General features: G+C 72.2%; 20 protein-coding genes. 9 read left to right on the top strand and 11 right to left on the bottom strand.

Going from position 1 to position 24,915, the window contains the following annotated elements; translation table 11 throughout:
• Positions 1-13: 13 nt before the first annotated feature.
• Both ACIP89_RS27955 and ACIP89_RS27950 read right to left on the bottom strand, forming a co-directional pair.
• A complete protein-coding gene (locus ACIP89_RS27955) occupies positions 14-898 on the bottom strand; it encodes an oxygenase MpaB family protein (RefSeq protein ID WP_402117356.1) in 885 nt (294 codons plus the stop codon).
• 302 nt (positions 899-1,200) lie between these two features.
• Positions 1,201-2,238 (bottom strand): LacI family DNA-binding transcriptional regulator, encoded by a 1,038-nt coding sequence (locus tag ACIP89_RS27950; protein WP_401925347.1) that lies wholly within the window; start codon positions 2,236-2,238, stop codon positions 1,201-1,203.
• 263 nt (positions 2,239-2,501) lie between these two features.
• Between ACIP89_RS27950 and ACIP89_RS27945 the strand changes: the two genes are divergently transcribed.
• Positions 2,502-3,839: a M14 family metallocarboxypeptidase gene (locus tag ACIP89_RS27945; RefSeq protein WP_402117354.1), complete on the top strand. Its 1,338-nt coding sequence runs from the start codon at positions 2,502-2,504 to the stop codon at positions 3,837-3,839.
• Positions 3,840-3,913: 74 nt separating this feature from the next.
• Entirely contained in the window at positions 3,914-5,662 is a 1,749-nt protein-coding gene (locus tag ACIP89_RS27940; RefSeq protein WP_401925344.1) for a BCCT family transporter, read from the top strand.
• 35 nt (positions 5,663-5,697) lie between these two features.
• Here ACIP89_RS27940 and ACIP89_RS27935 read toward each other — a convergent pair whose 3' ends face one another.
• Entirely contained in the window at positions 5,698-6,621 is a 924-nt protein-coding gene (locus ACIP89_RS27935; protein ID WP_401925342.1) for an FAD-dependent oxidoreductase, read from the bottom strand.
• Positions 6,622-6,748: 127 nt separating this feature from the next.
• Here ACIP89_RS27935 and ACIP89_RS27930 point away from each other — a divergent pair, with 127 nt between their 5' ends.
• The 4 genes from ACIP89_RS27930 to ACIP89_RS27915 all read left to right on the top strand — a co-directional run bounded on the left by ACIP89_RS27930 (position 6,749) and on the right by ACIP89_RS27915 (position 12,051).
• The gene (locus ACIP89_RS27930; RefSeq protein WP_401925340.1) at positions 6,749-8,386 is read left to right on the top strand and encodes an ABC-F family ATP-binding cassette domain-containing protein; all 1,638 of its coding nucleotides are present in this window, start codon (positions 6,749-6,751) and stop codon (positions 8,384-8,386) included.
• A gap of 220 nt (positions 8,387-8,606) precedes the next feature.
• Entirely contained in the window at positions 8,607-10,085 is a 1,479-nt protein-coding gene (locus tag ACIP89_RS27925) for a chlorohydrolase family protein (protein WP_402117352.1), read from the top strand.
• Positions 10,082-10,756, top strand: coding sequence for a GntR family transcriptional regulator (locus ACIP89_RS27920; protein WP_401925335.1), 675 nt, complete (start codon positions 10,082-10,084; stop codon positions 10,754-10,756). The genes ACIP89_RS27925 and ACIP89_RS27920 overlap by 4 nt, the downstream gene beginning before the upstream one ends.
• A gap of 83 nt (positions 10,757-10,839) precedes the next feature.
• A complete protein-coding gene (locus tag ACIP89_RS27915; protein WP_401925333.1) occupies positions 10,840-12,051 on the top strand; it encodes an amidohydrolase family protein in 1,212 nt (403 codons plus the stop codon).
• A gap of 75 nt (positions 12,052-12,126) precedes the next feature.
• On the opposite strand, the gene ACIP89_RS27910 is transcribed toward ACIP89_RS27915, so the two are convergent.
• The 7 genes from ACIP89_RS27910 to ACIP89_RS27880 all read right to left on the bottom strand — a co-directional run bounded on the left by ACIP89_RS27910 (position 12,127) and on the right by ACIP89_RS27880 (position 21,624).
• Positions 12,127-13,176 (bottom strand): ABC transporter ATP-binding protein, encoded by a 1,050-nt coding sequence (locus ACIP89_RS27910; protein WP_402117350.1) that lies wholly within the window; start codon positions 13,174-13,176, stop codon positions 12,127-12,129.
• Positions 13,173-14,243 (bottom strand): ABC transporter ATP-binding protein, encoded by a 1,071-nt coding sequence (locus tag ACIP89_RS27905; protein ID WP_402117348.1) that lies wholly within the window; start codon positions 14,241-14,243, stop codon positions 13,173-13,175. Before ACIP89_RS27905 ends, ACIP89_RS27910 begins: the two co-directional genes overlap by 4 nt.
• A complete protein-coding gene (locus tag ACIP89_RS27900) occupies positions 14,240-15,160 on the bottom strand; it encodes an ABC transporter permease (RefSeq protein WP_401925326.1) in 921 nt (306 codons plus the stop codon). The genes ACIP89_RS27905 and ACIP89_RS27900 overlap by 4 nt, the downstream gene beginning before the upstream one ends.
• Positions 15,157-16,131, bottom strand: coding sequence for an ABC transporter permease (locus ACIP89_RS27895; RefSeq protein ID WP_402117346.1), 975 nt, complete (start codon positions 16,129-16,131; stop codon positions 15,157-15,159). Before ACIP89_RS27895 ends, ACIP89_RS27900 begins: the two co-directional genes overlap by 4 nt.
• The gene (locus ACIP89_RS27890; RefSeq protein WP_402117345.1) at positions 16,128-17,738 is read right to left on the bottom strand and encodes an ABC transporter substrate-binding protein; all 1,611 of its coding nucleotides are present in this window, start codon (positions 17,736-17,738) and stop codon (positions 16,128-16,130) included. Before ACIP89_RS27890 ends, ACIP89_RS27895 begins: the two co-directional genes overlap by 4 nt.
• A 415-nt stretch (positions 17,739-18,153) precedes the next feature.
• Positions 18,154-20,610, bottom strand: a complete 2,457-nt coding sequence (locus ACIP89_RS27885; RefSeq protein WP_402117344.1) for a Tex family protein — start codon at positions 20,608-20,610, stop codon at positions 18,154-18,156.
• Positions 20,611-20,766: 156 nt separating this feature from the next.
• Positions 20,767-21,624: a hypothetical protein gene (locus ACIP89_RS27880; protein ID WP_402117343.1), complete on the bottom strand. Its 858-nt coding sequence runs from the start codon at positions 21,622-21,624 to the stop codon at positions 20,767-20,769.
• 134 nt (positions 21,625-21,758) lie between these two features.
• On the opposite strand from ACIP89_RS27880, the gene ACIP89_RS27875 reads away from it, so the two are divergent.
• On the top strand, positions 21,759-22,748 hold the full coding sequence (locus tag ACIP89_RS27875; RefSeq protein WP_401925318.1) for a GlxA family transcriptional regulator: 990 nt from the start codon (positions 21,759-21,761) through the stop codon (positions 22,746-22,748).
• A 19-nt stretch (positions 22,749-22,767) separates the two neighbouring features.
• The gene (locus ACIP89_RS27870) at positions 22,768-23,403 is read left to right on the top strand and encodes a DJ-1/PfpI family protein (protein ID WP_402117341.1); all 636 of its coding nucleotides are present in this window, start codon (positions 22,768-22,770) and stop codon (positions 23,401-23,403) included.
• A gap of 24 nt (positions 23,404-23,427) precedes the next feature.
• Here the strand turns inward: ACIP89_RS27870 and ACIP89_RS27865 are convergent, their stop codons facing one another.
• On the bottom strand, positions 23,428-24,186 hold the full coding sequence (locus tag ACIP89_RS27865; protein WP_401925314.1) for an enoyl-CoA hydratase/isomerase family protein: 759 nt from the start codon (positions 24,184-24,186) through the stop codon (positions 23,428-23,430).
• Positions 24,187-24,266: 80 nt separating this feature from the next.
• On the opposite strand from ACIP89_RS27865, the gene ACIP89_RS27860 reads away from it, so the two are divergent.
• Positions 24,267-24,893, top strand: coding sequence for an HdeD family acid-resistance protein (locus ACIP89_RS27860; protein ID WP_401927686.1), 627 nt, complete (start codon positions 24,267-24,269; stop codon positions 24,891-24,893).
• Positions 24,894-24,915 lie beyond the last annotated feature (22 nt).

Below are 24,915 nucleotides of genomic sequence, written 5' to 3'. Positions count from 1 at the left end.
CGGCCGGGACGGCTCAGGCGGCGGCCGTCTCGTCCGGCAGCGGCTCCAGGGGCCGGCCGCCCGCCCAGTGCGGCCCGAGGTCGTCCAGCCGCCAGCCGAACGGATAGGAGCGCGGCTGCGGACGTGAGGGCAGCCGGCGGGGTCGCGCCGGGAGGAGGCGGACGCAGCGCGAGCGTACCCGCAGCGATCCGGCGGCCGCGGACCGGACCCAGCGGGGCTGCGCCCGGAACCCCAGGGCGCGCAGCAGGGGTTCGTCCAGCAGGGCGAGCGAGAAGCGTGCGATCAGCGGACGCAGCGGGCGCGGGTACCAGGCGGCCATGGTCCGGAACGTGGCGTTGGCGACCCGCCGGTTCGCCGGGTCGTACGCGAACATCCGCTCCTCGTAGGAGTCCAGCAGCCGCTCGAACCCCTCGTAGGTGTCCGGTGCGCCCTCGATGCCCATCATCGCGGCCATCTTCCGGCCCACCTCGGTCAGCGCCTGCGTCTCCACCCGGCACAGGGGCCGCCAGCCGAACCGGTCGATCCAGCGCTTCGGCCCGACGACCGTGGTCGCCAGGACGTACAGGAAGTCCTCGTTGGGTATCCGGTACTTCCCGTGGATCCGGTTGAGGTGCCGGGCCGCCGCCCGCCCGCGCTCCGAGTCGAAGCCGTCGGCGGCCATCTCGTACCCGATCAGCACCGTGTCGTCGTACCGCTTCTGTCCGGCCCGTTCGAACTCCTGGGTCCGGTCCAGGAGCACGGAGATCCGGGGGACACCGTAGTCCCGGAGGAAGGCGACGCTCACCCCCTGCCGGTAGTCCCAGGGGAACTCGTACTGAGAGATCAGCCGAAGGATCTCGGCGTAGTCGCGCGCCGGATCCATCCGGCGTATCTCGCGCAGGCGGCTGTATCGGCCCATGGTGCGCCCTCCTGTCCGTGTACCGGTTCCCTGCGGGACCGCTCCGGTGTGGTGCCTGGGTGTGATGCTCCAACTCGCCGCATCCCCAAGGGATGTGAGGGGTCATCTGCTCTGGGAGTCAAAGTTACAAATACTATCGACTTGTTTCACGAGTCCCGTCAACAGTGCCGACGGGCGGCGCGCAAAGGGGTGCGGGAGCGGGCGCCGCGGCGGTTCCGGGGCATGGCGGTGCCGGTGCCGTCGGTGCGGCCGCGGTGGCGAGGGGGTGTGCCGGGTGAGGGCGGCCTGCCGGGAGGCCCGGATCAGGCGGAAGCGCGCCGGATCAGCTGGGTCGGCATGATGACGGAGCCGGCGTCCCCGGAGTCGTCGTCGAGTCGGTCCATCAGGATCTTGACCATCAACCTGCCCATGCTGACCACGTCCTGACGGACCGTCGTCAGCGGGGGATCGGTCGTCTCCGCGACCGACTCCAGGTCGTCGAAGCCGACCAGCGCCACATCCTGCGGTACCCGGCGGCCGTGCTCGCGCAGCACCCGCAGGGCGCCGGAGGCCATCAGGTCGTTGGCGGCGAAGACGCCGTCCAGGTCCGGCCGCCTCGCCAGCAGCCCGGCCATGGCGCGGGCGCCGCCTTCCGCCGTGAAGTCGCCGTCCGCGACCAGCGCGGGATCGCCGTCCGGCAGCACGTCGAAGTAGCCGTCGATGCGGTCCAGGGCCGAGGTCTGGTCGCGCGGGCCCGCGATGTGCGCGATGTGCCGGCGGCCGAGCGAGACCAGATGGCGTACCGCCTCGCGGGCGCCGCCCCGGTTGTCGCAGTCGACGTAGGGGACCGCGGTGCCGGAGGCGCCCGGCCGTCCGGGGCGCCCGCCGTAGACCGTCGGCACCCGGAACCGGCTTATGACCGCCGACAGTCCGTCGTCCGTGTGCAGTGAGAACGCCAGCACACCGTCCACATGGCCACCGGCCAGATAGCGGGTGACCCGGTCGAAATCCCCGCTCCCCTCCACCAGGAGAAGCACCAACTGGGCGTCATAGGTGATGAGTTCGCGGCTTATGCCACGGATGTGCTGGGAGAAGAAGGGGTCGGAGAAGATCCGGACCTCGGGTTCGTCGATGATCACGGCGACCGCCCCGTTGCGCCGGGTCACCAGCGTCCGGGCGGCGTGGTTCGGTACGTAGCCGAGCTCGTCGACCGCCTTGCGCACCTGGTCCACCAGCGGCTGCCGCACCCCCGCACCGCCGTTGACCACCCGGGAGGCCGTTGCCCGGGACACCCCGGCGCGGGCCGCCACGGCTTCCAGTGTGGGGCGTGCGTGAGAGGCATCGGGGGTGGAACGGGGCAAGGGACGCTCCTCGGAGGCGCGGGATGGGGCGGGGTCCGGCCGGGTCCCGGCCGAACGGCACGAACCCCGCCAGCCTACGACCTGGCGGGGTTCGGCGGCCGGGGTGTCCCCGTGCGTGGACGCCGGCCCGGGAGCCGGACCGGCCCCGGGCGCCTGTCCTCCGGGTGCCGGCCGGGTACCTGTCGCGCGAGACCGGAGCCCCGTCGTGCCGGTGTCGGCCGGAAGCCTGTCGCGCGGGCGCCCCCGCACGGTACCTTCCGGCCATGCCGAGACGTGCGCGGGGTGGCTGGACGCCGGACGGCCGCAGCCGGCGGGCAGGCCGTCGCCGGATCCGCGGCCTTGTGCACGCGGCCGTCGCCACCGCGTCGGCCGGCGCGCTGCTCACGGGCTCCGCCGAGGCCGCGCGGACCCCGCCGCGTACCGGATTCGAAGCCGCCCACGGGGCGCGCTGGACCTCTCCGGCCGAGGAGCGCTCGCTGCTCGCGTCCCTCGGCCGACGCGGCGGCCGGGTCGCCGTGGAGCGGATCGGCACGACGGAGCAGGGCCGCCCGCTGCGGCTCGTCCGGATCGGCGTCCGGCGTCCGGGCGTACTCACCGTGCTCCTCGTGTGCAGCCAGCACGGCAACGAACCGGCGGCCCGCGAGGCCTGTCTGACGACGGTCCGCGACCTGGGGTACGCCAGGGACGGGGCCACCCGTGACCTGCTCTCCCGCACCGAGATCCTCGTCATTCCCACCGCCAACCCCGACGGCGGTGCCGCCGGTACCCGGGGCGACTCGGACGACGTGGACATCAACCGCGACCACATCGCGCTGCGCACCGCCGAGGCCCGCGCCATCGCGGCGGTGCTCCGGGACCACGCGCCCGATGTCGTCTACGACCTGCACGAGTACGGCGCCGCCCCGCCGTACTACGACAAGGACCTGACCGTCCTGTGGCCCCGCAATCCCAATGTCGACGACCGGGTGCGCGACGAGTCGAAGCTCCTGGCCGCACGGTATGTGCGGCCGGCCGCCCGGTCCGCCGGACACGACAGCGGGCTCTACGGCGTCTGGACGGACCCGGTCACCGGCCGGCCGGTCAAGCAGACGGCGGGCGACGGGCAGGAACGCATCCTGCGCAACGCGGCGGGTCTCAAACACGCGGTGGGCCTGCTCGTCGAATCCCGGGTGGACCCGCTCACCGACGCCGAGCGGGACGACCCCGCGGTCAACAACCGGCGCAGAGTGCACGCCCAACTGGCCGCGCTCAAAGGGCTGTTCGCCTATGCCGAGGAACGGTCCGGCGAGATCGCCGCCGCCACCGCCGGCTCCCGGGCGGCCGGAACGGCCGATCGGGGCCCGGTCCTGCTGGGCGGGGCCGACAACGACGCCCCGGGGCCCGGCGACGTCCTCGCGCGGCCACCCTGCGGATACCGGCTCACGGCGGACGGCTTCGCCGCGGTCGGGGACGAACTCGCCCTGCACGGCGTCACCTCCCGGCCCGACGGTGACGGTGTGTACGTACCACTGGGCCAGCCGGCCCGCAGACTGATCCCACTCCTGCTGGACGCACGTGCGCCATACCACCTCATAAACGGTCAAGCCGATACCGCTTGTTGATCCCGGAAGATGTACGCCGCGTGTGGTACTGCCTACGGAGAGCGAAACTTCAGCTTCCGTGAAAGGTGCCTTTCGTGTCGCAGGACGATCAGAGAACGGGCGGCAGGGGGGATCTGTCGGTGACGGCGGATCTGCCCGGCGACCCGACCCAGGGCCGGCGCCCCACGACCGACCGAGTGGTGTTCGGCGTCACCGCCGTCCTCACCCTCGCCTTCGTGGTCTGGGGGGCCACCGCCACCGACTCGCTGGAGGACGTCTCCAGCACGCTGCTCAACGGCCTCATGCACAACGGCGGTTGGGCCTTCATGCTGGCCGCATCCGGGTTCGTGGTCTTCGCACTCTGGCTCGCCATCAGCCGCTACGGAAAGATCACCCTCGGCCAGGAGGGCGAGGAGCCGGAATTCCGGACCGTGTCCTGGGTCGCCATGATGTTCAGCGCCGGGATGGGTATCGGCCTGATGTTCTACGGAGTGAGCGAGCCCCTGGCGCACTTCGTCCACCATCCGCCCGGCACCCATCCCGCGGACGCCGCGGAGGCGATGCAGACGGCGATGGCCACCACCCTCTTCCACTGGACGCTCCATCCCTGGGCGATCTACGCGGTGGTCGGTCTCGCCATCGCGTACAGCACCTTCCGGCGCCGCAGGCGGCAGACCATCAGTGCCGTCTTCGAACCCCTCATCGGCGCCCGGCACGCCCACGGCGCCGTCGGCAGGCTGATCGACATCCTCGCCATCTTCGCCACGCTCTTCGGCTCGGCCGCCTCGCTCGGCCTCGGCGCACTCCAGATCGGCAGTGGATTCCACGAGCTGAACTGGAAGGAGAAGACCGGTACCGGGCTGCTCGTCCTGATCATCGCCGTACTGACCGCGGCCTTCGTCGCCTCGGCGATCTCGGGCGTGGAGAAGGGCATCCAGTGGCTGTCCAACATCAATATGGTGCTCGCCCTGATCCTCGCCGTGTTCGTGTTCATCGCGGGCCCCACCATCATCGTGCTCGACCTGCTGCCCACCTCGATCGCCGCCTACATCGGTGACCTGCCCCAGCTCGCCGGACGCACGGAGGCGACGGGGGAGGGGGAGGTCGCCGACTGGCTCAGCAGCTGGACCGTCTTCTACTGGGCCTGGTGGATCTCCTGGACCCCGTTCGTCGGCATGTTCATCGCCAGGATCAGCCGCGGCCGGACCATCCGCCAGTTCATCGGCGGGGTCATCCTGGTCCCCAGCACGGTCAGCCTGATCTGGTTCGCGATCTTCGGCGGCACCGCCATCAAGCTCCAGGAGGCGGGCAAGCTCGATGGCGCCGACACCCAGGAGGCCCAGCTCTTCGGCGTACTCCAGCAGTTCCCCATCCCCACGGTGATGAGTCTGCTCGTGATGATCCTGGTCGGCATCTTCTTCGTGTCGGGCGCCGACGCCGCGTCCATCGTGATGGGCACCCTGTCCCAGAAGGGCATCCTCGAACCGGCCAAGTGGGTCGTCGTCTTCTGGGGCGTCACCACCGGTGCGGTGGCGGCGGTCATGCTGCTGATCGGCAACGGCACGGGCGACGCGCTGGCCGGTCTGCAGAACCTGACCATCCTGGTGGCCGCGCCCTTCACCATCGTCATGATCGGGATGTGCGTGGCCCTGATGCGGGACCTGCGCGAGGACCCGCTCATCGTGCGACGCGAGTTCGGGGTGGAGGCGGTCGAGTCCGCCGTCATCGAGGGCCACGCGAAGTACGACGGCGACTTCGAGATCCGGATCGGTCCCGGCGACAGCCAGATCACCACCGAACGCGAGAGCGACAGGCCCGGCGGTTCGAGCCCGGCCGCCGACTGAGCCGGGCCGCCCGGCGGCTCCGTACGCCCGCCTCTTCAGTCCACCAGACGGGCCGCCGCCTCCGCGCAGCCCAGGGCCACGGTCACCCCCGCGCCGCCGTGCCCGTAGTTGTGCACCAGGCGCCCGCCGCCGGGCAGCGGCTCGGCCTCGATGCGGACCCCCGCGTCCCGGGCCGGCCGCAGCCCCACCCGGTGCCCGATGATCCGCGCACCGGCGATCTCCGGCCGGACCCGGGCACACCGTGCCACGATCTCCCCGGCCACGCGGGGATCGGGCACGGTGCGCCAGTCGTCCGTGCCGGCGGTGCCGCCGAGCACCAGCCGGCCCGGCTGCGGGAAGAAGTACGTCGTCACGTCGGAGGCCGGGTCCGCCTCGGTGAACCACTCCTCGATCCCCGGGTTCTCCACCATGACCAGCTGACCGCGCACCGGCCGCATACCGGTATCGGGGACCAGCTCACGGGCGCCGAGCCCCGTGCAGTTGACCACCGTCGCCGCCTCGGCGGCGGCCTCGTCGAAGGAGCTGACCGTACGCCGCTCGATAGAACCCCCGGCGGCCCTGACCTGTTCCTCCAGCCAGTCGAGGTGCACCGGCATGTCGATCAGCGGCAGCCGGCAGCGCAGCCCCTCCGCGCTCTCCACCACGTCCTTCAGCTCCCCGGCCCACGCTCCGAGCGCCGCGAGCCGCTCGCCCCGGTGCAAGCCGCTGACCAGCCGAACCCCGGTCTCCGCGGGCCGGGCGGCCAGCTCCTCGTACCGGTTCAGCGAGGCCAGCGACCAGTCCCCGACCCGGTCCTGGGGTTCGATCCGGTACGGCCACCACAGGGCCCCCGCCACCGCGGAGGTCGTGGTCGCGGCGGGCTGCCGGGACCAGACCCGCACCCGGTGACCACGTCCGGCCAGCACCACCGCTGTGGTCAGGCCGCTGACCCCACCGCCCACCACGATCACTTCCGACACTGCCGCACCGCCGCTCGTCTCTGCCCGGTCCACCCGATTCAGGGGAAGGACCCTAGCCGAGGCGAACGGGCCTGGCGATGCTCCGGGCGACCGGCGCCCCCGGTCGCCGATTAGGATCGACCTCCTGATGACTGCCACCCTCGTCGCCAAGGACCTCGCCGCCGGACACGGCGACCGCACTCTCTTCGCCGAACTCGACCTCGTGGTCGCTCCCGGCGATGTGATCGGTCTCGTCGGAGTCAACGGCGCCGGAAAATCGTCGCTCCTGCGGCTGCTCGCCGGGCTCGACCAGCCCGAGGAGGGGGAGCTGCGGCTCTCCCCGCCCACCGCTACCGTCGGCCACCTCCCGCAGGAACCGGAGCGGCGCCCGGACGAGACGGTGCGGGAGTTCCTGGCCCGGCGGACGGGCGTGGCCGAGGCCCAGTCGACGATGGACGCCGCCACCCAGGCCCTCGTCGACGGGACGCCCGGCTCCGACGACGCGTACTCCGAGTCGCTGGAGCGCTGGCTCGCCCTCGGCGGCGCCGACCTGGACGAACGGGCCGAGGAGGTCGCCGCGGAGCTTGGGCTGACCGTCGGTCTCGACCTGCCGATGACCACGCTCTCCGGAGGCCAGGCGGCCCGGGTGGGCCTCGCCTCGCTGCTGCTCTCCCGCTACGACGTCTTCCTGCTCGACGAACCCACCAACGACCTCGACCTCGACGGCCTGGAGCGGCTTGAGCGGTACGTCTCCGGGCTCCGCGCGGGCACGGTCGTCATCAGCCACGACCGCGAGTTCCTGATGCGCACGGTCACCAAGGTCCTCGAACTCGACCTCGCACAGCAGCAGATCAACCTCTACGGCGGTGGCTACGCCGCCTACCTGGAGGAGCGCGAGCGGGCCCGCAGGCACGCCCGGGAGGAGTTCGAGGAGTTCGCGGACAAGCGCTCCGCGCTGGAAGGCCGGGCCCTCATGCAGCGCTCCTGGATGGACAAGGGCGTCAGGAACGCGCGCCGCAAGGCGGGCGACTCCGACAAGATGGCCCGCAAGTTCCGGAGCGAGTCGAGCGAGAAGCAGGCCGCCAAGGCCCGCCAGACCCAGCGCATGATCGAGCGGCTCGACGTCGTGGAGGAGCCGCGCAAGGAGTGGGAGCTGCGCATGGAGATCGCCTCCGCGCCCCGCTCCGGCTCCGTCGTGGCGACCCTGCGCGAGGCGCGGGTCACACTCGGGGACTTCGCGTTCGGCCCGGTCTCGCTCCAGATCGACTGGGCGGACCGGATCGCCATCACCGGTGCCAACGGAGCCGGGAAGTCGACCCTGCTCGCCGCTCTGCTCGGCCGCCTTCCGCTGGACTCCGGGCACGCGAGCCTGGGCTCAGGCGTGGTGGTGGGGGAGGTGGACCAGGCGCGGAAGCTGTTCCACGGCACGGAATCGCTGCTGGAGGCGTTCTGCGCGGCCGTCCCCGACACGGAACCGGCCGAGGTCCGCACGCTCCTCGCTAAATTCGGCCTGCGCGCCGATCATGTGATGCGCCCCGCGACCACCCTCTCCCCGGGCGAGCGGACGCGTTCCGCGCTCGCCCTGCTCCAGGGCCGGGGCGTCAACCTCCTCGTCCTGGACGAGCCCACGAACCACCTCGACCTGCCGGCGATCGAGCAGCTGGAGTCGGCGCTCGACTCGTACAAGGGGACGCTGCTGCTGGTCACGCACGACCGCCGGATGCTGGAGGCGGTCCGCACGACGCGCCGCGTCGAGGTGGCGGCGGGACGGCTGACGGAGAGCTGAGACCGAGAGCCCGGTCCGCCCTGTTGGTATGCCAAATGCGGTGAGTGTGAATCCGCCCTGTGTCGATTGAGGCCTGAATTCCGACTTACTTCTCATAACTCCTGAAGTTACGGTCACTTGGTATGCCAAGTGCTACTGTCGCCTTGTTCCGGCCGGGGAGCCGCCGTTCCCGTGGCCCGGCCGGAACGCGACCGGTATACCCGCTTCCGCAGGAGGTCCCGTGCGAACCCGCTGGCGTGCCACCCACGTCCTCGCCCACCGCGACGGCGGCCACGCGCTCCTGCGGGACGGCGAGATCGTGTGGGAGGGCGACACGATCAGCTACGTCGGACGCGGCTACGACGGCCCCGTCGATGCCGAACTGGACCTGGGCGAGGCCCTGGTGATGCCCGGACTCATCGACCTCGACGCGCTCACCGACATCGACCACCTCGTCCTGGACTCCTGGGCGCCGCCCGCCCGCGCCGCCGGACTCCTCTGGTCGCAGGAGTACTTCGACCACCGCCGGCGCGACGTCTTCACCCCGGCGGAACGGGCCACCGTCCGCGAGTACGCCCTGGTCCAGCTGGCCCTGCACGGCATCACCACGTACATGCCCATCGCCTCGGAGGTCCACAGCGCCTGGGCCGAGCCCTACGAGGAACTCGTCACCATGGCCGAGACCTCCCGGCGCATCGGACTGCGCGGCTACCTGGGCCCCGCCTACCGCTCCGGCGTCAACGTGGCCCGCCCCGACGGCGGCCGCCACGTCGCCTTCGACGAGGAGCGGGGCCGTGCCGGGCTGCGGGACGCCGAGCGCTTCCTCGACCACACCGCCCGGCTGGGCGACCCGCTCGTCAACGGGGTGCTGCTGCCCTGCCGCATCGAGACGCTCACCGAGGACCTGCTGCGCGAGACCGCCGCGCTCGCCCGCCGCCGCGACGTCCCCGTACGGCTGCACTGCCTGCAGGGCCTGCACGAACGCGACCTCGTACGGAAGACGCACCACGCCACCCCGCTGGAACTGCTGGCCCGCACGGGCCTCCTGGACACCCGGCTGCTCGTGCCGCACGGCGTCTTCACCGACCGCCATCCCTCCGTCCACGGCGAGGACCGGGGCGATCTGGCCACCCTCGCCGGGGCCGGCGTCTCCGTCATCCACTGCCCGCAGACCTCGCTGCGCTACGGCCAGGTGCTGCACTCCTTCGGCGCCTACCGGCGCGCGGGCATCAACCTCTGCCTGGGCACCGACTCCTTCCCGCCCGACCTGATCCGGGGCATGGACACGGGCGTCCACCTCGCGAAGACCGCCGACGGGCGGGCGGACGCCGCACCCGCCGAGCACTACGTCGAGGCGGCCACCCTCGGCGGTGCCCGCGCGCTGGGCCGCGACGACCTCGGCCGGCTGGAGCGCGGTGCGCAGGCCGATCTGGTCGCGTTCCGGCTCGACGACATCCGCGACGGCGTCCAGGACGACCCCGTCCGCACCTTCCTGCTCAACGGCACCGCCCGGCAGGCCACCCACTCCGTCGTGGCGGGGCGCCCCGTCATGACCGACGGCCGGATCCCCGGCACCGACCTGGCCGACCTGCGCCGCCGCGCACAGGAACTCTTCGAGAGGATGCGTGAGGGCTACGCCGAGCGCGACGCGCACCGCCGGGGCGCCGACGCGCTGTTCCCGCCGACCTTCCCGCCGTTCGAGGAGACGACATCACGATGACGACGACCGAATCGCCCGACGCCAGTGAGTCCCACGCCGACCACGCCGAGCACACGATCCGGGCCGGCATCCTGTCCGGCACCTACCCGCCCGGTGCCCGGCTGCGGGAACGCGAGCTGTCGGAGGCCCTGGGCTTCTCCCGTATCCCCGTCCGCGAGGCGCTCACCCGGCTGACCGGCGAAGGCCTCGTCGTGATCTCCCCGCGGCGCGGGGCGTCCGTGCGCAACCTCTCGCTGCGCGATGTCGCGGAACTCTTCGACCTGCGCCTGAGCCTGGAGGTGTTCGCCGCCCGCAGGGCCGCGGAGGCCTGCGCGGCCGGACGTGGCGGCGACCGGCTGCGCGCCCTCATGGAGGAGGCCGAGGACGCCACCCGGCGCGGCGACGCCCACGAGATCCCCGCCGCCAACACCGCCCTGCACGCCGAGATCGTCGCGATGACCGGGAACCGGCTGCTCCAGGACGCGCTCCAGCCCTCGCTCGGCCTGGTGCAGTGGCTGTTCACCCTCACCGGCGGCCTCGACCCGAGCGTCCAGTGCGCCGAGCACCAGGACATCTGCGCCGCGATCTACGCGGGCAAGCCCGACCTGGCCGACGCCCTCGCCTACGCGCACATCGAGCGCGGCCGGGGCCCGTCCCTGGCGAAGCTGGCCGAGGTGCTGCCGGCCGAGTGACCCGCCCGGCCGGCGCCGTCCGGTCCGGGCCCCGACCCACCCCGACCGCCGGCACCCGGCGGCCAACCGAGGAGATGCACCACATGCTGATCACAGACGTCCGTCCCTGGGGCGGCGAGCCCCGCGACATCGAGATCAAGGACGGCGTGATCGCGGCGATCACCCCGCACGACCCCGCCCGCGCCGTCACGGGTGACACCGTGGCCGGCCGGGGACGGCTCGCGCTGCCCTCGTTCTCGGACGTCCACTGCCACCTCGACTCCACCCGCATCGGGCTGCCCTTCCGCCCCCACACGGGCAAGCCCGGCGTCTGGGGCATGACGATGAACGACCGCGCGCACTGGCGCGAGGACGAGTGGACCGTCGCCCAGCGGGCCACGTACACGCTGGGCCGGATGATCGAGCGCGGCACGACCCGGGTGCGCAGCTACGCGCAGATCGACGCGGACTGCGGACTGGAGCGCTTCGAGGGTGTCCTCGCGGCCAAGGAGGCGCACGCCGGCCGGTGCGAGGTCGAGATCATGGCCTTCCCGCAGGCGGGCCTCTTCAAGGAGAAGGGCGTGCCGGAGCTGATGGACCAGGCGCTTGCCTCGGGCGCCGCCGTGGTCGGCGGCATCGACCCGTGCACCCTGGACCGCGACCCCGTCCGCCACCTCGACGTCGTCTTCGGTCTGGCCGAGCGCCACCAGGCGCCGATCGACATCCACCTCCACGAGCCCGGCGCACTCGGCGTGTTCAGCGTCGACCTCATCCTGGAGCGGGTGCGCGCGCTGGGCATGGCGGGGCAGGTCACGCTCTCGCACGCGTACGAACTCGGCACCGTGGACGAGGCGACGACGCGGCGCCTCACCGAGGAGTTCGCGGAGCTGGACATCGCGATGGCGACCATCGCCCCGGCCCAGCAGCAGCACGCCCTTCCGCTGGCCGGGCTGACCGCCGCCGGGGTGCGGGTCGGCCTGGGCGAGGACGGCCAGCGCGACTTCTGGTCCCCGTACGGCAACGGCGACATGCTGGACCGCACCTGGCAGCTCGCCTTCACCAACCGCTACCGGGCCGACGAGCTGATCGAGCACTGCGTGGCAGTCGCCACCCGGGGCGGCCACTCGATCCTCCAGGGCGGCCCGGAGCGCCTGGCGTCCGTCGCGGACCGGCCGGGCGTCGCCGTGGGCGACCCCGCCGACCTGCTGCTGGTCGAGGGCGAGACCGTCGCCTCCGCCGTGATGGACCGCAGCGACGACCGTACGGTCCTGCACGCGGGCCGCGTCGTCGCCGACGGCCTGGAGCTCGTCGGCTGACCCGCCCGGACCCAGACGAAGGAGCCCGTCCACCACGCGGTGGACGGGCTCCTTCGTTTCCCGCGGCGGGCAGTGTTACGCGACCGCCCGCGCGGCGTCCGGCACGGTGCCGTCGTCCGCCACCAGGTGGCACGCCACCTGCCGGGGGGCCGGCGAGTCCGCCGCCACCGGCAGGGTCCGCAGCTCGGGCGGATCGGTCCGGCACCGCTCGGTGGCCAGCGGGCACCGCGTGTGGAAGTGGCAGCCGGGCGGCGGGTCCAGCGGGCTGGGCAGATCGCCGCCGAGCACGATCCGGCTGCGGCCGCGCTGTTCGGCCGGATCGGGCACCGGCGCCGCGGAGAGCAGCGCCTGCGTGTACGGGTGCTTCGGTGCGGCGAACAGCTCGGCGGTAGGGGCCTGTTCGACGATCCGGCCCAGGTACATCACCGCGATGCGGTCCGCCAGGTACTCCACGGCCGCGAGGTCGTGGGTGATGAACAGGCAGCCGAAGCCCCGGTCGCGCTGGAGGTCCGCGAGCAGGTTGAGGACGGACGCCTGCACGGACACGTCGAGTGCGGAGGTCGGCTCGTCGGCCACCAGCAGGTCGGGGGCGACCGACAGCGCGCGGGCGATCGACACCCGCTGGCGCTGCCCACCGGACAGCTCGTGGGGGTTGCGGTCCGCGATCTCGGGCCGCAGGCCCACCTGCGCGAGGAGCTCGTCCACCCGGCGCGAGGCCTCGGCGCGATTCGCCAGACCGTGCAGCCGCAGCGGCTCCGCGATGATCTGACGGATCGTCATCCTGGGGTTGAGGGAGGACGAGGGGTCCTGGAAGACGAGGTGGAAATCCTTGCGCAGCGGACGCAGTTCACGCGCGGAGAGCGTCGTGATGTCCCTGCCGTTGATCTCCACGCTGCCACCGGTCGGCCGGTCCAGGCGCACCACGCACCGCCCCACCGTCGACTTGCCGCTGCCCGACTCCCCGACGAGGCCGACGACCTCGCCGGGCATGATCGTCAACGACACCCCGTCCACCGCCTTCACGGAGCCGCCGGATCCGTCGAAGTGCCGCTTCAGGTCGTGCACGGCCAGCACCGGAGTGCTGGAGCCCGCGGTGCGGGCGGGTGGGACGAGGCTGGCGCTCATCGGTCGGTTCCCTTGCTCGCGGCGGGACGGGACGGGGCGGAACCGGCCGCACCGGCCGGGTGGTGACAGGCGATCAGATGGGTGCCTGCGGACCGGCTCAGCGGCGGGCGGTCCGTCAGGCAGCCCGCGTCCGCGAAGGCGCAGCGCGGGGCGAAACCGCACCCCGCGGGCCGCTCGCGCAGATCGGGCACCAGGCCGGGGATCTCGTTGAGCCGGTCCCGCCCGTTCGCGCCCCGGCTGCCGGGACGCAGTACCGCTCCGAGCAGGCCCCGGGTGTAAGGGTGCTGCGGGGAGGCGAACAGCTCGTCCACCGAGGCCTGTTCGACCGGTCGGCCCGCGTACATCACCAGGACCCGGTCGGCGGTGTCCGCGACGACCCCGAGGTCGTGCGTGATCAGCACGATCGCGGTACCGAGCCGGTCCCGGAGCGAGCGGAGCACATCGAGGATGCCCGCCTGCACGGTCACGTCGAGGGCGGTGGTCGGCTCGTCGGCGATCAGCACCGCGGGGTCGCACGCGACGGCGATCGCGATCATCACGCGCTGCCGCATCCCGCCGGAGAGCTGGTGCGGATACTCGTCGACCCGCTTGCGCGGGGCGGGGATGCCGACGATGCCGAGCAGTTCGACGGCCCGCTCCCTGGCCTCGCCCCGGCCGAGCCCCTGGTGGCGCCGGAGCACCTCGGTAATCTGCCGGCCGATGGTGAGCACCGGGTTGAGCGAGGTCATCGGCTCCTGGAAGATCATCGACAGCCGGCGGCCACGCAGCGAGCGCAGCTTCTTCTCCGGTGCGCCGACCAGCTCCTGGCCGTCCAGGGTGATGGACCCGCCGATCCGGGCGGTCGGCGGGAGCAGCCCCATCACGGCCATGGAGGTGACAGACTTGCCGCAGCCGGACTCGCCGACGACGGCCAGCACCTCACCGGGTGCCAGTTCGTAGGAGACACCGTCCACGGCGTGCACGGTGCGCTCCGCGCCGTGGAAGGAGACCGTGAGATCGCGGACCCGCAGGACCGGCTCCGCGCCCCGCGCGGCGGCGGTCGCGGTGGACGTTTCGACTTCGGTCACCGGGAACCTCCGCGGGGGTCGAGGATGTCGCGCACGCCGTCACCGAGCAGGTTGAACGCCAGAGTGGCGAGCACGATGACGAGACCGGGGAAGACCGCCATCCAGGGCGCGTCCGCGATGAACGGCTGGGCGCTGGAGAGCATCACGCCGAGCGACGGCGAGGGCGGCTGCACCCCGAGACCGAGGAAGCTGAGCACCGCCTCGCCGATGATCGCGGACGGGATGCCCACCGTGGCCTGCACGATGAGGGTCGAGGTGGCGTTCGGGAGGATGTGGCGGAACAGGATGACGCCGTCGCCGCCGCCGTTGGCCGTCGCGGCCCCGACGTAGTCCAGGTGCTTGAGCCGCAGGGTCTCCGCACGGGTGACGCGCACGATGCCCGGGATCTGCGAGATGCCGATCGCGATGGTCGCGTTCTCCAGGGACGGGCCCATCACCGCGGCGAGTCCCACGGCCAGCACCAGGAACGGGAAGGCCAGCATGGTGTCGGTCAGCCGGGAGACCGCCGTGTCGGCGAACTTCCCGTAGTAGCCGGCCACCAGCCCGAGCGGGACGGCGACGACGAAGGCCAGCAGCACGGCCACCACGCCGACCTGCATAGAAGCGGTGACACCGACCAGTACCCGGGACAGCTGGTCGCGGCCCAGGTCGTCGGTGCCCAGCCAGTGCGACCAGCTGGGCTCCCGCAGCGCCGCGTCGAAGTCCGGCAGCGCCGGGTCGTACGGGGCGATGAGCGGGGCGACCAGGGCGACGAGGACGAACACCGCGGAGAGCACCGCGCCCACGAGCGCCAGCCGGTTGCGCCGCAGCCGGCGCAGCGAGGTGGCGAACCGCGCCGCACGGGCGGGCGGCCGGGACGCGGAAGGTGCCGTGGCGGCCGGCGCGGGCGCCGCCGCCGTCGACGGGGAGGGGGTCATCGGGAACCTCCGAGCCGGATGCGCGGGTCGACGACCGAGTACAGGAAGTCGACCAGCAGATTGATCAGGATGTAGGCGGCCGAGGTGAACAGCACGACGCCCTGCACCATGGCGTAGTCACGGGTGAAGACCGCGTCGATGGTCAGCTTGCCGAAGCCGGGCAGCACGAAGACCTGTTCGGTGACGACGGCCCCGGAGATCAGGTGGCCGAGCTGCAGGCCCAGCACGGTGATCACGGTGACGAGCGAGTTGCGCAGCCCGTGCCGGCCGATCACCGCGGCCGGGGACAGTCCCTTGGCGCGTGCGGTGCGCACGTAGTCGGAGGACATCGCGTCGATCATCGCGGCCCTGGTCTGGCGCATCACCACCGCGGCGAGGCCGGAGCCGAGCACGATGGCGGGCAGCACCAGGCGCCGCAGGTTCTCCAGCGGGTCGGCGCTGAACGGGACGAAGCCGGAGGCCGCGAACACCGGCATGGCGATGGCGAACACCAGCACCAGCACGATGCCCAGCCAGAAGGCGGGGATCGACATGCCGAGCAGGGCGATGCCGTTGGCCAGCCACTCCTCCGGCTTGCCGCGCCGCACGGCGGCCATCACCCCGGCCCCGATGCCGACGACCACGGCCATCAGCAGGGACAGCGCGGCCAGTTCCAGCGTGATGGGCAGGGCCTGGGTGATGGAGTCGAGCACCGGCAGCCCGGTGCGGGCCGAGGTGCCGAAGTCGCCCGTGGCCGCGTTGCTGACGTAACGCCAGTACTGGACGGCGATGTTGTCGTCGAGCCCGTACTCGGAGCGGATCGCGGCCAGCACCTCTGGGGAGGTCTGTTCACCGGCGAGCGCCTGAGCGGTGTCGCCGGGCATCGCGCGGACCCCGAGGAACACGGTGATGCTGACGAGCACCATCGTCACCAGCGACTGGCCGATACGGCGGCTCACGTACGACGTGAGCAGTCTGCGGAGGGTGGTCACCGGCTCCCCTTCGTGTATCCGGCTTCCTTGACCCTGATCAGGCCGTCACCGGAGAGCTTGATGCCGCTCACGTCCTGCGAGGCGGAGACGTAGCTGATGTTGCGGTAGAGGTAGATGACCCCGTGCTGCTTGTTGATCGCGGCGGTGAGCTCGCGGTAGATGTCGCGGCGCTTCGCGACGTCGGAGGTGCTGCGCCCCGCCACGATCAGCCGGTCGATCGTCGGGTCGGAGAGCTTTCCCTGGTTGTTGCTGCCCGTCGTGCCGACGAGGCTGTCGATGTTGCCCGCGGGGTCGGGCTGACCGCCCCAGCCGCCGGTCCTCGCCTGGAAGTCGCCCGCCAGGGTCCGGGTCAGCCCGGTCGCGAACTCGGTGGGGCGGAGCTTGACGTCGAAGCCGGCGTCGGCGGCCATGGCCTGCACGACCTGGCCGAGGCGGCTGTCCTCCGGGGTGGTGTTGATCATCAGCTCCAGCGGCACCGGCGTCTTCACCCCGGCCGCCTTCAGCAGCCGTTCGGCCTTCGCCACGTCCCGTCCGGGGCAGGTGACCGGGGAGCTGAGGGGCGTCCCCGGCGGCACCGGGCCGCAGGCCGGTTCGTACATGCCCTGGAAGACCAGCTTGTTGATCAGCGCCCGGTCCAGCGACAGGTCGAAGGCCTCCCGGACCCGCACATCGCGGCCGAAGGGGCTGTCGACGGGGCTGGGGTCCTTGTCGATGCCGTGCGAGTTGGCCACGTTCAGGGTCAGCGCCATGTAGCCGAGCGACGGGGTGTTCAGGAGCTGGAGCCCCTTCTCACCCATCGAGTTGCGGACTTCGACCGGGCCCATCTGGTCACCTATCTGGACGTCACCGGAGCGGATGTTCGCCATCCGGATGCTGCCGTCGGTGATCGTCTTGTAGATGACGCCATCGAGGTGGACCTTGTCCGCGTCGTAGTAGAGCGGGTCCTTCTTCAGCTCGATCCGGTCCCCGACGACCCGCTTGACGTACTTGAACGGGCCGACGCAGGACGGATGGGTGGCGAAGTCGGCGCCGTATTTCTCGATCGCCTTCGGGGACATGATCAGCCCGGCGGTGTTGGCCAGCCGGCCCAGCAGCGGTACGTCGGGGTGGCTCAGGGAGAGCCGCACGGTGTACGGGCCGGTCACGGTGACCTGCTGCACGGAGTCGATCTCGGAGGCACGGCCGGAGCCCCGCAGATGCAGATGGCGGTCGAGCGAGGTCTTCACCGCGGCGGCGTCCAGCCGGGCGCCGTCACTGAACCTGGCGCCCTTGCGGACGGTGAAGGTGAAGGTGCGGCCGCCGTCGGTGATCTTCGGCAGGGCCGCGGCGAGTTGCGGGACGAACTTGTTGTCCTGGTCCACGTCGTAGAGCTGTTCGCACATGGACGTGAACACGGTGCGGGCGACCAGCGTCGTGGTCAGGCTCGGGTCGAGCCTGTCGGGATCGGACTTCAGCCCGATCGTGACCGTGCCGCCGTCGCGCACCGGACGCATATCGGTCAGGCGCGGCTGGGCGGCGGTCTCCTTGCCGGGCGGCGAGAGCGAGCTGCATGCGGTGGTGATCGCCAGCAGTGCGGCCACCGACAGAGCGGCCGGAATTCGACGCATGGGATCAAGCCTCCTTGGGGACGGCAGGGGGGCAGGACGGCGCAACGAGTGCCCATGTGGGTGCACGTGGGCACTCGTTGCGCCGAACGGTATACCAGCGAGCCTCCCGGTCACCGAAGAGTCCACGACCACGTTTGCCTGTTTTGCAGGGGAATTTGGCGTACGAATCGGGCAAGTCGGCCGACAGAAATTTTCTACGGAATCGCCACTTGAGACCGACTTGGTATACCGACAGGGAAGTGGTCTGCCGGAGTGCGAGACGGCCGACGGATGCGAGGGTGACGTCAGTCCTGGCCGGTGTGTGCGGACCAGCGGCCGGAAACTGCCCCTGGGCATGCGAAAGGGCGGGGTGGGGAGAAGGCCGCCTCCGGCGAACCTCTCCCCACCCCGCCCCGATGCCCCGGGCGGGCTGCCGCTACCGCTTCTTGCCGCCCTGCTTCGGGTCCAGCAGCCCGGCCCGCCGAAGCGCGTCGGCCATCGCCCCGTTGGCCGCGGCCGGAGCCGGCCGGCCGCCGCCACTGCCACCGCCGCCACCGCGCCGGTCACGTCCCTGGCCGCCCTGACCGCCCTGGCCCTGACCGCCCTGGCCCTGCCGCTGGCGCGGCGGGCGGCTGCCCCGCTCGCCGCCCGAGCCGGCCGGGGCGCCCGGACCGCCCGAACGGCCGGCACCGGAACCGGCCCGCGCACCAGCACCCTCGCCGGCCTCGTCGTCCAGCCGCAGCGTCAACGAGATCCGCTTGCGCGGGATGTCGACCTCCATGACCTTGACCTTGACGACGTCACCCGGCTTCACGACGTCACGCGGGTCCTTGACGAACGTCCTCGACATCGCGGACACGTGCACCAGACCGTCCTGGTGCACCCCGACGTCCACGAACGCGCCGAACGCCGCGACGTTGGTCACGACCCCCTCCAGCACCATCCCGGACGCCAGGTCGCCGATCTTCTCGACGCCCTCCTTGAAGGTGGCCGTCTTGAACGCCGGACGGGGGTCGCGCCCCGGCTTCTCCAGCTCCTTCAGGATGTCGGTGACGGTCGGCAGTCCGAACTTCTCGTCCACGAAGTCATCGGCCCGCAGCGAGCGCAGCACGCCCGTGTTGCCGACCAGGGACGCGACGTCGCCGCCCGTCCGCTTCACCATCGCCCGGACCACCGGGTACGCCTCCGGGTGCACGCTGGATGCGTCCAGCGGGTCGTCACCCCGGATCCGCAGGAAGCCCGCACACTGCTCGTACGCCTTCGGGCCGAGCCTGGCCACGTCCTTGAGCCCCTTGCGGGAGCGGAACGGGCCATGGGTGTCGCGGTGCGCCACGATGTTCTCCGCGAGCCCGGAACCGATGCCGGAGACCCGCGAAAGCAGCGGCGCCGAAGCGGTGTTGACGTCCACCCCGACCCCGTTCACGCAGTCCTCCACGACCGCGTCGAGCGAGCGCGACAGCTTCACCTCCGACAGGTCGTGCTGGTACTGCCCGACCCCGATCGACTTCGGGTCGATCTTCACCAGCTCCGCCAGCGGGTCCTGGAGGCGCCGCGCGATCGAGACGGCGCCACGCAACGAGACGTCCATGTCCGGGAGTTCCTGCGAGGCGAAGGCGGACGCCGAGTACACGGAGGCGCCGGCCTCCGAGACCATCACCTTGGTGAGCTTCAACTCCGGGTGCTTCTCGCACAGTTCACCGGCGAGCTTGTCCGTCTCGCGCGAGGCCGTGCCGTTGCCGATCGCGATCAGATCGACATCGTGCGCCTTCGCCAGCTGCTCCAGCTTCGCCAGCGACTGGTCCCACTTGTTGGCGGGCACGTGCGGGTGGATGACATCGGTCGCGACGACCTTGCCGGTCGCGTCGACGACGGCGACCTTCACCCCGGTACGGAACCCCGGGTCGAGCCCGAGCGTGGCCCGCGTCCCGGCCGGCGCGGCGAGCAGCAGATCGCGCAGGTTCGACGCGAAGACGCGTACCGCCTCGTCCTCCGCCGCCGTGCGCAGCCGCAGCCGCAGATCGATCCCGAGGTGGACCAGGATCCGGGTGCGCCAGGCCCAGCGCACCGTGTCGGCCAGCCACTTGTCCCCGGGGCGGCCGCGGTCGTTCACCCCGAAGCGCCGGGCGACCATGTTCTCGTACGACGAGGGGCCGGGCGTCTCCGAGGGCTCCTCCGGCTCCAGGACGAGGTCGAGGACGTCCTCCTTCTCGCCCCTGAGCATCGCCAGCACCCGGTGCGAGGGCAGCGCGGTGAACGGCTCGGTGAAGTCGAAGTAGTCCGCGAACTTGGCGCCCGCCTCCTCCTTGCCGTCCCGCACCTTCGCCACCAGCCGGCCCCGCGTCCACATGCGCTCGCGCAGCTCGCCGGTGAGGTCGGCGTCCTCGGAGAACCGTTCGGCGAGGATGGCCCGCGCCCCCTCCAGCGCCGCCGCCGGGTCCGCGACGCCCCTGTCCGCGTCGACGAACGGCGAGGCCGCGACGAGCGGATCCACCGAGGGATCGTCCAGCAGGCCGGAGGCGAGCGGTTCGAGCCCGGCCTCCCGGGCGATCTGCGCCTTCGTGCGCCGCTTCGGCTTGAACGGCAGATAGATGTCCTCAAGGCGCGCCTTCGTGTCGGCGGCCCGGATCCGCGCCTCCAGCGCGCTGTCGAGCTTGCCCTGCTCCCGTACGGATTCCAGGACCGCGGCGCGGCGGTCCTCCAGCTCCCGCAGATACCGCAGCCGCTCCTCAAGCGTGCGCAGCTGCGCGTCGTCGAGCATCTCGGTCGCTTCCTTGCGGTAGCGCGCGATGAACGGCACGGTCGATCCGCCGTCGAGCAGCTCGACGGCCGCCTTCACCTGTCGCTCCCGTACGCCGAGCTCCTCGGCGATCCTGCCTTCGATGGACGTCGTCACGGTTCTACCGACTCGCCTTCTCGTACTGGCTGTGCTGGTCGGGCCCCGGGGTCCGCGGTTCGGACCGGTCCCGGGCCACTCGCCTGCATTCTGCCGGGTGGCCGGGCGCCGTGTCGCCCGGCCACCCCACATACCGGCGGCCGCCGGCCCGGCCGGCTACCCCCTGAGATCCGCCGGGAACGCGCCCGCCGCCATCGCCTTCTTGAGAATCCCGCCTCCCAGCTCGGTCAGCCGGGCCACGCCCGCGCCGCCGAGGTGCTCGTACGGCGCGAGGTCCATCCGGTCTGTGGTCTCTTCGAGCCCGGTCCGGAGCGCGGTGCCGGCCTCCGTCAACTCGCCCTCCGCGGTGAGCAGTCCACGCGTCCGCAGCCGTTCGGAGGCGTCCTCCCAGTCGCCGCGGTGCCAGCCGCGGGTGGCCAGCACCCAGCGCGGTGCCATGCCCTTGCCGGTGGCGGTGTGGCTGACCAGGGCCTCGACCGGGTCGAGCCCGGCGGCGAGGAGGGCCGCGAGGTGGGCGTCACCGCGGTGCTCGCGCAGCAATGTCGCCGCGTGCCAGTACGCCAGGTGCGGCTGCTCCGGCACCGGGAGGTCGGCGTGCGCCGCGTAGAGCGGCCGGGCGTGTCGCGTGCAGCCCTCGGCGGCGCGCAGGGCCAGCTGAGCGGCCTCCGCCAGCTCGGGGGAGGCGATGGTCTCCTCGCCCAGGAGCCGCCGCAGCGTCGAGTCGGCGGCGCGCAGCCGCGCCGCGAGAACGGCCTCCGGCGATGCCGTCTCCCAGACGGCGGGGACGTGCGCGGAGACGAGTTCGTGGTTGAAGTTGTAGAAGGTCGCGGTGACCGTGCCAGGACCGACGGCGCCCATGGCGGCCGCCCGGGAGGCGAAGTACGCGGCGGGGGCGTCGGTGACCCCGATCGCCCCGAGCTCCCTGCCGAGGTCGGGGGAGAAGTAGAGCGAGGAGTGGACCGGGTTGAGGACGTTGTGGCAGCGGCGTCCGGCACGGGGAGGCAGAGTACTCATGCCCGCACGTTACCGACTGGTCGGTACGTGCCGGAACCCCGGGGCGCCGGTGACCTGTGCCGCGGCCCGGCATGGCAGGAAAGGTGGGCTGCTCGTCATTGCGGCCATCCGGGAGGCGGCCCAGGATGGCGGACATGAAGCAGCGATCCGTACTCGTCGTGCTCTTCGACGGCGTCCAGAGCCTCGATGTCAGCGGCCCGATGGAGGTTTTCGCCGGAGCCGCCCGGTTCCCGGAGGTCTCGTACGAACTGCGCACCGCTTCGCTGGACGGCGCACCGGTCCGCTCGTCGAGCGGCCTCACGCTCGTCCCCGACAGCGGGCTCGCGGACGCCCGGCCCGCCCACACTCTGCTCGTCCCCGGCGGGCAGGGCACCCGAGCCCCGGAACCCGCCCTCGTCGACTGGCTGCGCGACCGTGCCCCGCACGCGGAACGGCTGGTCTCCGTCTGCTCCGGCGCCCTGCTGCTCGCCGCGGCCGGACAACTGGACGGGCACCGGGTGACGACGCACTGGACGGTCTGCGACCACCTCGCCCGCACCCATCCGGCCGTCGAGGTCGACCCGGATCCGATCTTCGTGCGGGACGGCAGGCTGGCCACCTCGGCCGGGGTCACCGCGGGCATCGACCTCGCCCTCGCGCTCGTCGAGGAGGACCACGGCCGGGACGTGGCGCTCACCGTCGCCCGGCATCTGGTGGTCTTCCTGCGCAGGCCGGGGAACCAGGCCCAGTTCAGCGCCCAGCTGACCGCCCAGACGGCCCGCCGCGAACCGCTGCGCGAGGTCCAGCACTGGATCACCGAACACCCCGGCGACGACCTGTCCGTGGAGGCCCTCGCCGCCCGCGCCCGGCTCTCGCCGCGTCACTTCGCCCGCGCGTTCCAGGCCGAGACCGGCATGACACCCGGCCGGTACGTCGACCGCGTCCGCCTCGAAGCGGCCCGCAGGCTGCTGGAGGACAGCTCGGACGGGGTCGCCGGCATCTCGCGGAGGTGCGGATACGGCACACCGGAGGCGATGCGCCGCGCGTTCGTCAAGGCGCTGGGCACCGCACCCGCCGAGTACCGCAGGCGGTTCGCTCCCCGGCCGCCGGCCGGACCCACCCGACCCGTCCCCATCGGTCTCTGACCGGAAGGCAGGCAGCCCCATGCAGATCGCCATCGTCCTCTTCGACCGCTTCACCGCGCTCGACGCCGTCGGACCGTACGAGATCCTGTCCCGTGCGCCCGGCGCCGAGACCGTCTTCGTCGCCGGGCGCACCGGGCCCGTGCGCAACGAATCCGGCAGCCTGTCACTGGTCGCGGACCGCACGCTGGACGAGGTGCCGGCGCCCGATCTGGTGATCGTCCCCGGCGGTCCGGGGCAGAGCGCCCGGATGGCCGACGAGGCACTGCTCGGCTGGCTGCGCACCGCCGACGCCACCAGCACCTGGACGACTTCCGTGTGCACCGGCTCACTGCTGCTCGCGGCCGCCGGACTCCTGGAGGGGCGGCGGGCCACCTCGCACTGGCTCGCCCTCGACACGCTGAAGGAGTACGGCGCGGAGCCGGCCGGCGAACGCGTCGTCACCGACGGCAAGTACGTCACCGCCGCCGGAGTCTCCTCCGGCGTCGATATGGGACTCACCCTGCTCGGCCGCATCGCGGGCGACCGGTACGCCCAGTCGGTCCAGCTGCTGACCGAGTACGATCCGCAGCCGCCCTACGACGCGGGATCCCCGGAGAAGGCGCCGGCCGAACTCGTCGAGGAGTGGCGTGCCAAGAGCCGCCACATCCTTCGGTAGTGACCCCGTGGCGGCGCGGAACGGTCACGCCCCGGACGGCCAGGTGAACCGGGGCGCACGCCGTTCCAGGAAGGCGGCGACCCCCTCCGCGGTGTCGCCGCTGCGGCGCGCCTGGTCCGCCCAGTGGGCGTCCCGGTCCTCGCGCCCCGCGGCGAACTCCTTCGCCGCCGCCTGGGTCAGCCCCGACCGGGACACCAGCACCCGGGCGTAGGCCTCGACCCGCCCGTCCAGCTCGCCGGCCGGCAGCACCTCGTCGACCAGACCGGTCCGCAGCGCCCGGTCCGCACCGATCAGCTCGCCGGAGAACAGCAGGTGCTTCGCCGTCGCGGGGCCCGTCAGGGCGACCAGCCGGCGGGTCGACGACGCGGGATAGACGATCCCGAGCTTGGCCGGGGTGACGCCGAACGACGCGCCCTCCTCCGCGAACCGCAGATCGCAGGCCGCCGCCAGCTGGCTTCCCCCGCCCACGCAGTAGCCGCGCACCGAGGCGAGCGTCGGCCGGGGGAAGGCGGCCAGCGCCTCCTCCGCCGCCACCGCGAGCTCCTGCGGCGTGCCCGCGGGATCGCGCAGGGAGGAGATGTCGGCTCCGGCGCAGAAGGTCTCCCCGGCACCCGTCAGCACCAGGACCCGCGCCGAGGCGTCGGCGGCCAGCTCGGCCAGCAGGACGGGCACAGACCGCCACATCGCGGCCGTCATCGCGTTGCGCTTGGCGGGGTTGCTGATGACGAGAGTGGCGACGCCGTCCGCGACGGCGAGCTCCAGCCGGGGTTCCGTACGGTCCATGCGCCGGATGCTATCCGTACCGTTCGAACCTATGATCAAGAAGGGGTCCCGCAGCAGGTACGCACCTCTAGGAGCTTCCGGTGGCCGGTCCCGCGAAAGAAGGCAGGAAGCTCAGCCGCAGTTTCGGCGGCCTGGCCCTGCTCGGAGCAGTTCTCGTCGTCGCCGGTCTGGTGGGTCTCGTCTACACCGGCGTCGCGACGCTCACCTCGATGATCCTCTTCGGCTGGCTGCTGCTGGTCGGCGGCCTGGTCGGGCTGCTCCACGCGATCCAGTCGCGCGGCACCAGCTACTTCTGGCTGGGCGTGGTGGTCGCCGCCCTGAACATCGCCGCCGGCGTCGTGGTCATCCGCCATCCGCACGGCACGGCCGAGGCGCTGACGATGTTCGCCGCGCTGCTCTTCCTGACCGGTGGGGTGTTCCGCCTCGTCGGCAGTGTCGTGGTGCGCGGCCCGCAGTTCGGCTGGACCCTGCTGCAGGGCGCCTTCGGGCTGCTGCTGGGCCTGCTGGTCCTCTTCGACTGGCCGCACAGCAGCCTCTACGTGCTCGGCTGCTTCTTCTCGCTCGCGCTGCTCTTCGACGGGCTCGGGCTCATCGCGATCGGCGTGGGCGGCCGCCGGATCGTCTCGATGGTCTCGGACCAGCTGGGGCCGGACCAGGCAGGGCAGGCGCAGCCTCCGGGAAACGAGCAGAAGCGGTCCGACAGCTGATATGCCCAAAGCTGTCCGGTCA

This window comes from Streptomyces sp. NPDC088730, assembly GCF_044751215.1.
Taxonomy (GTDB): Bacteria; Actinomycetota; Actinomycetes; order Streptomycetales; family Streptomycetaceae; genus Streptomyces.
This window is presented reverse-complemented; position numbering and strand designations above follow the sequence as displayed.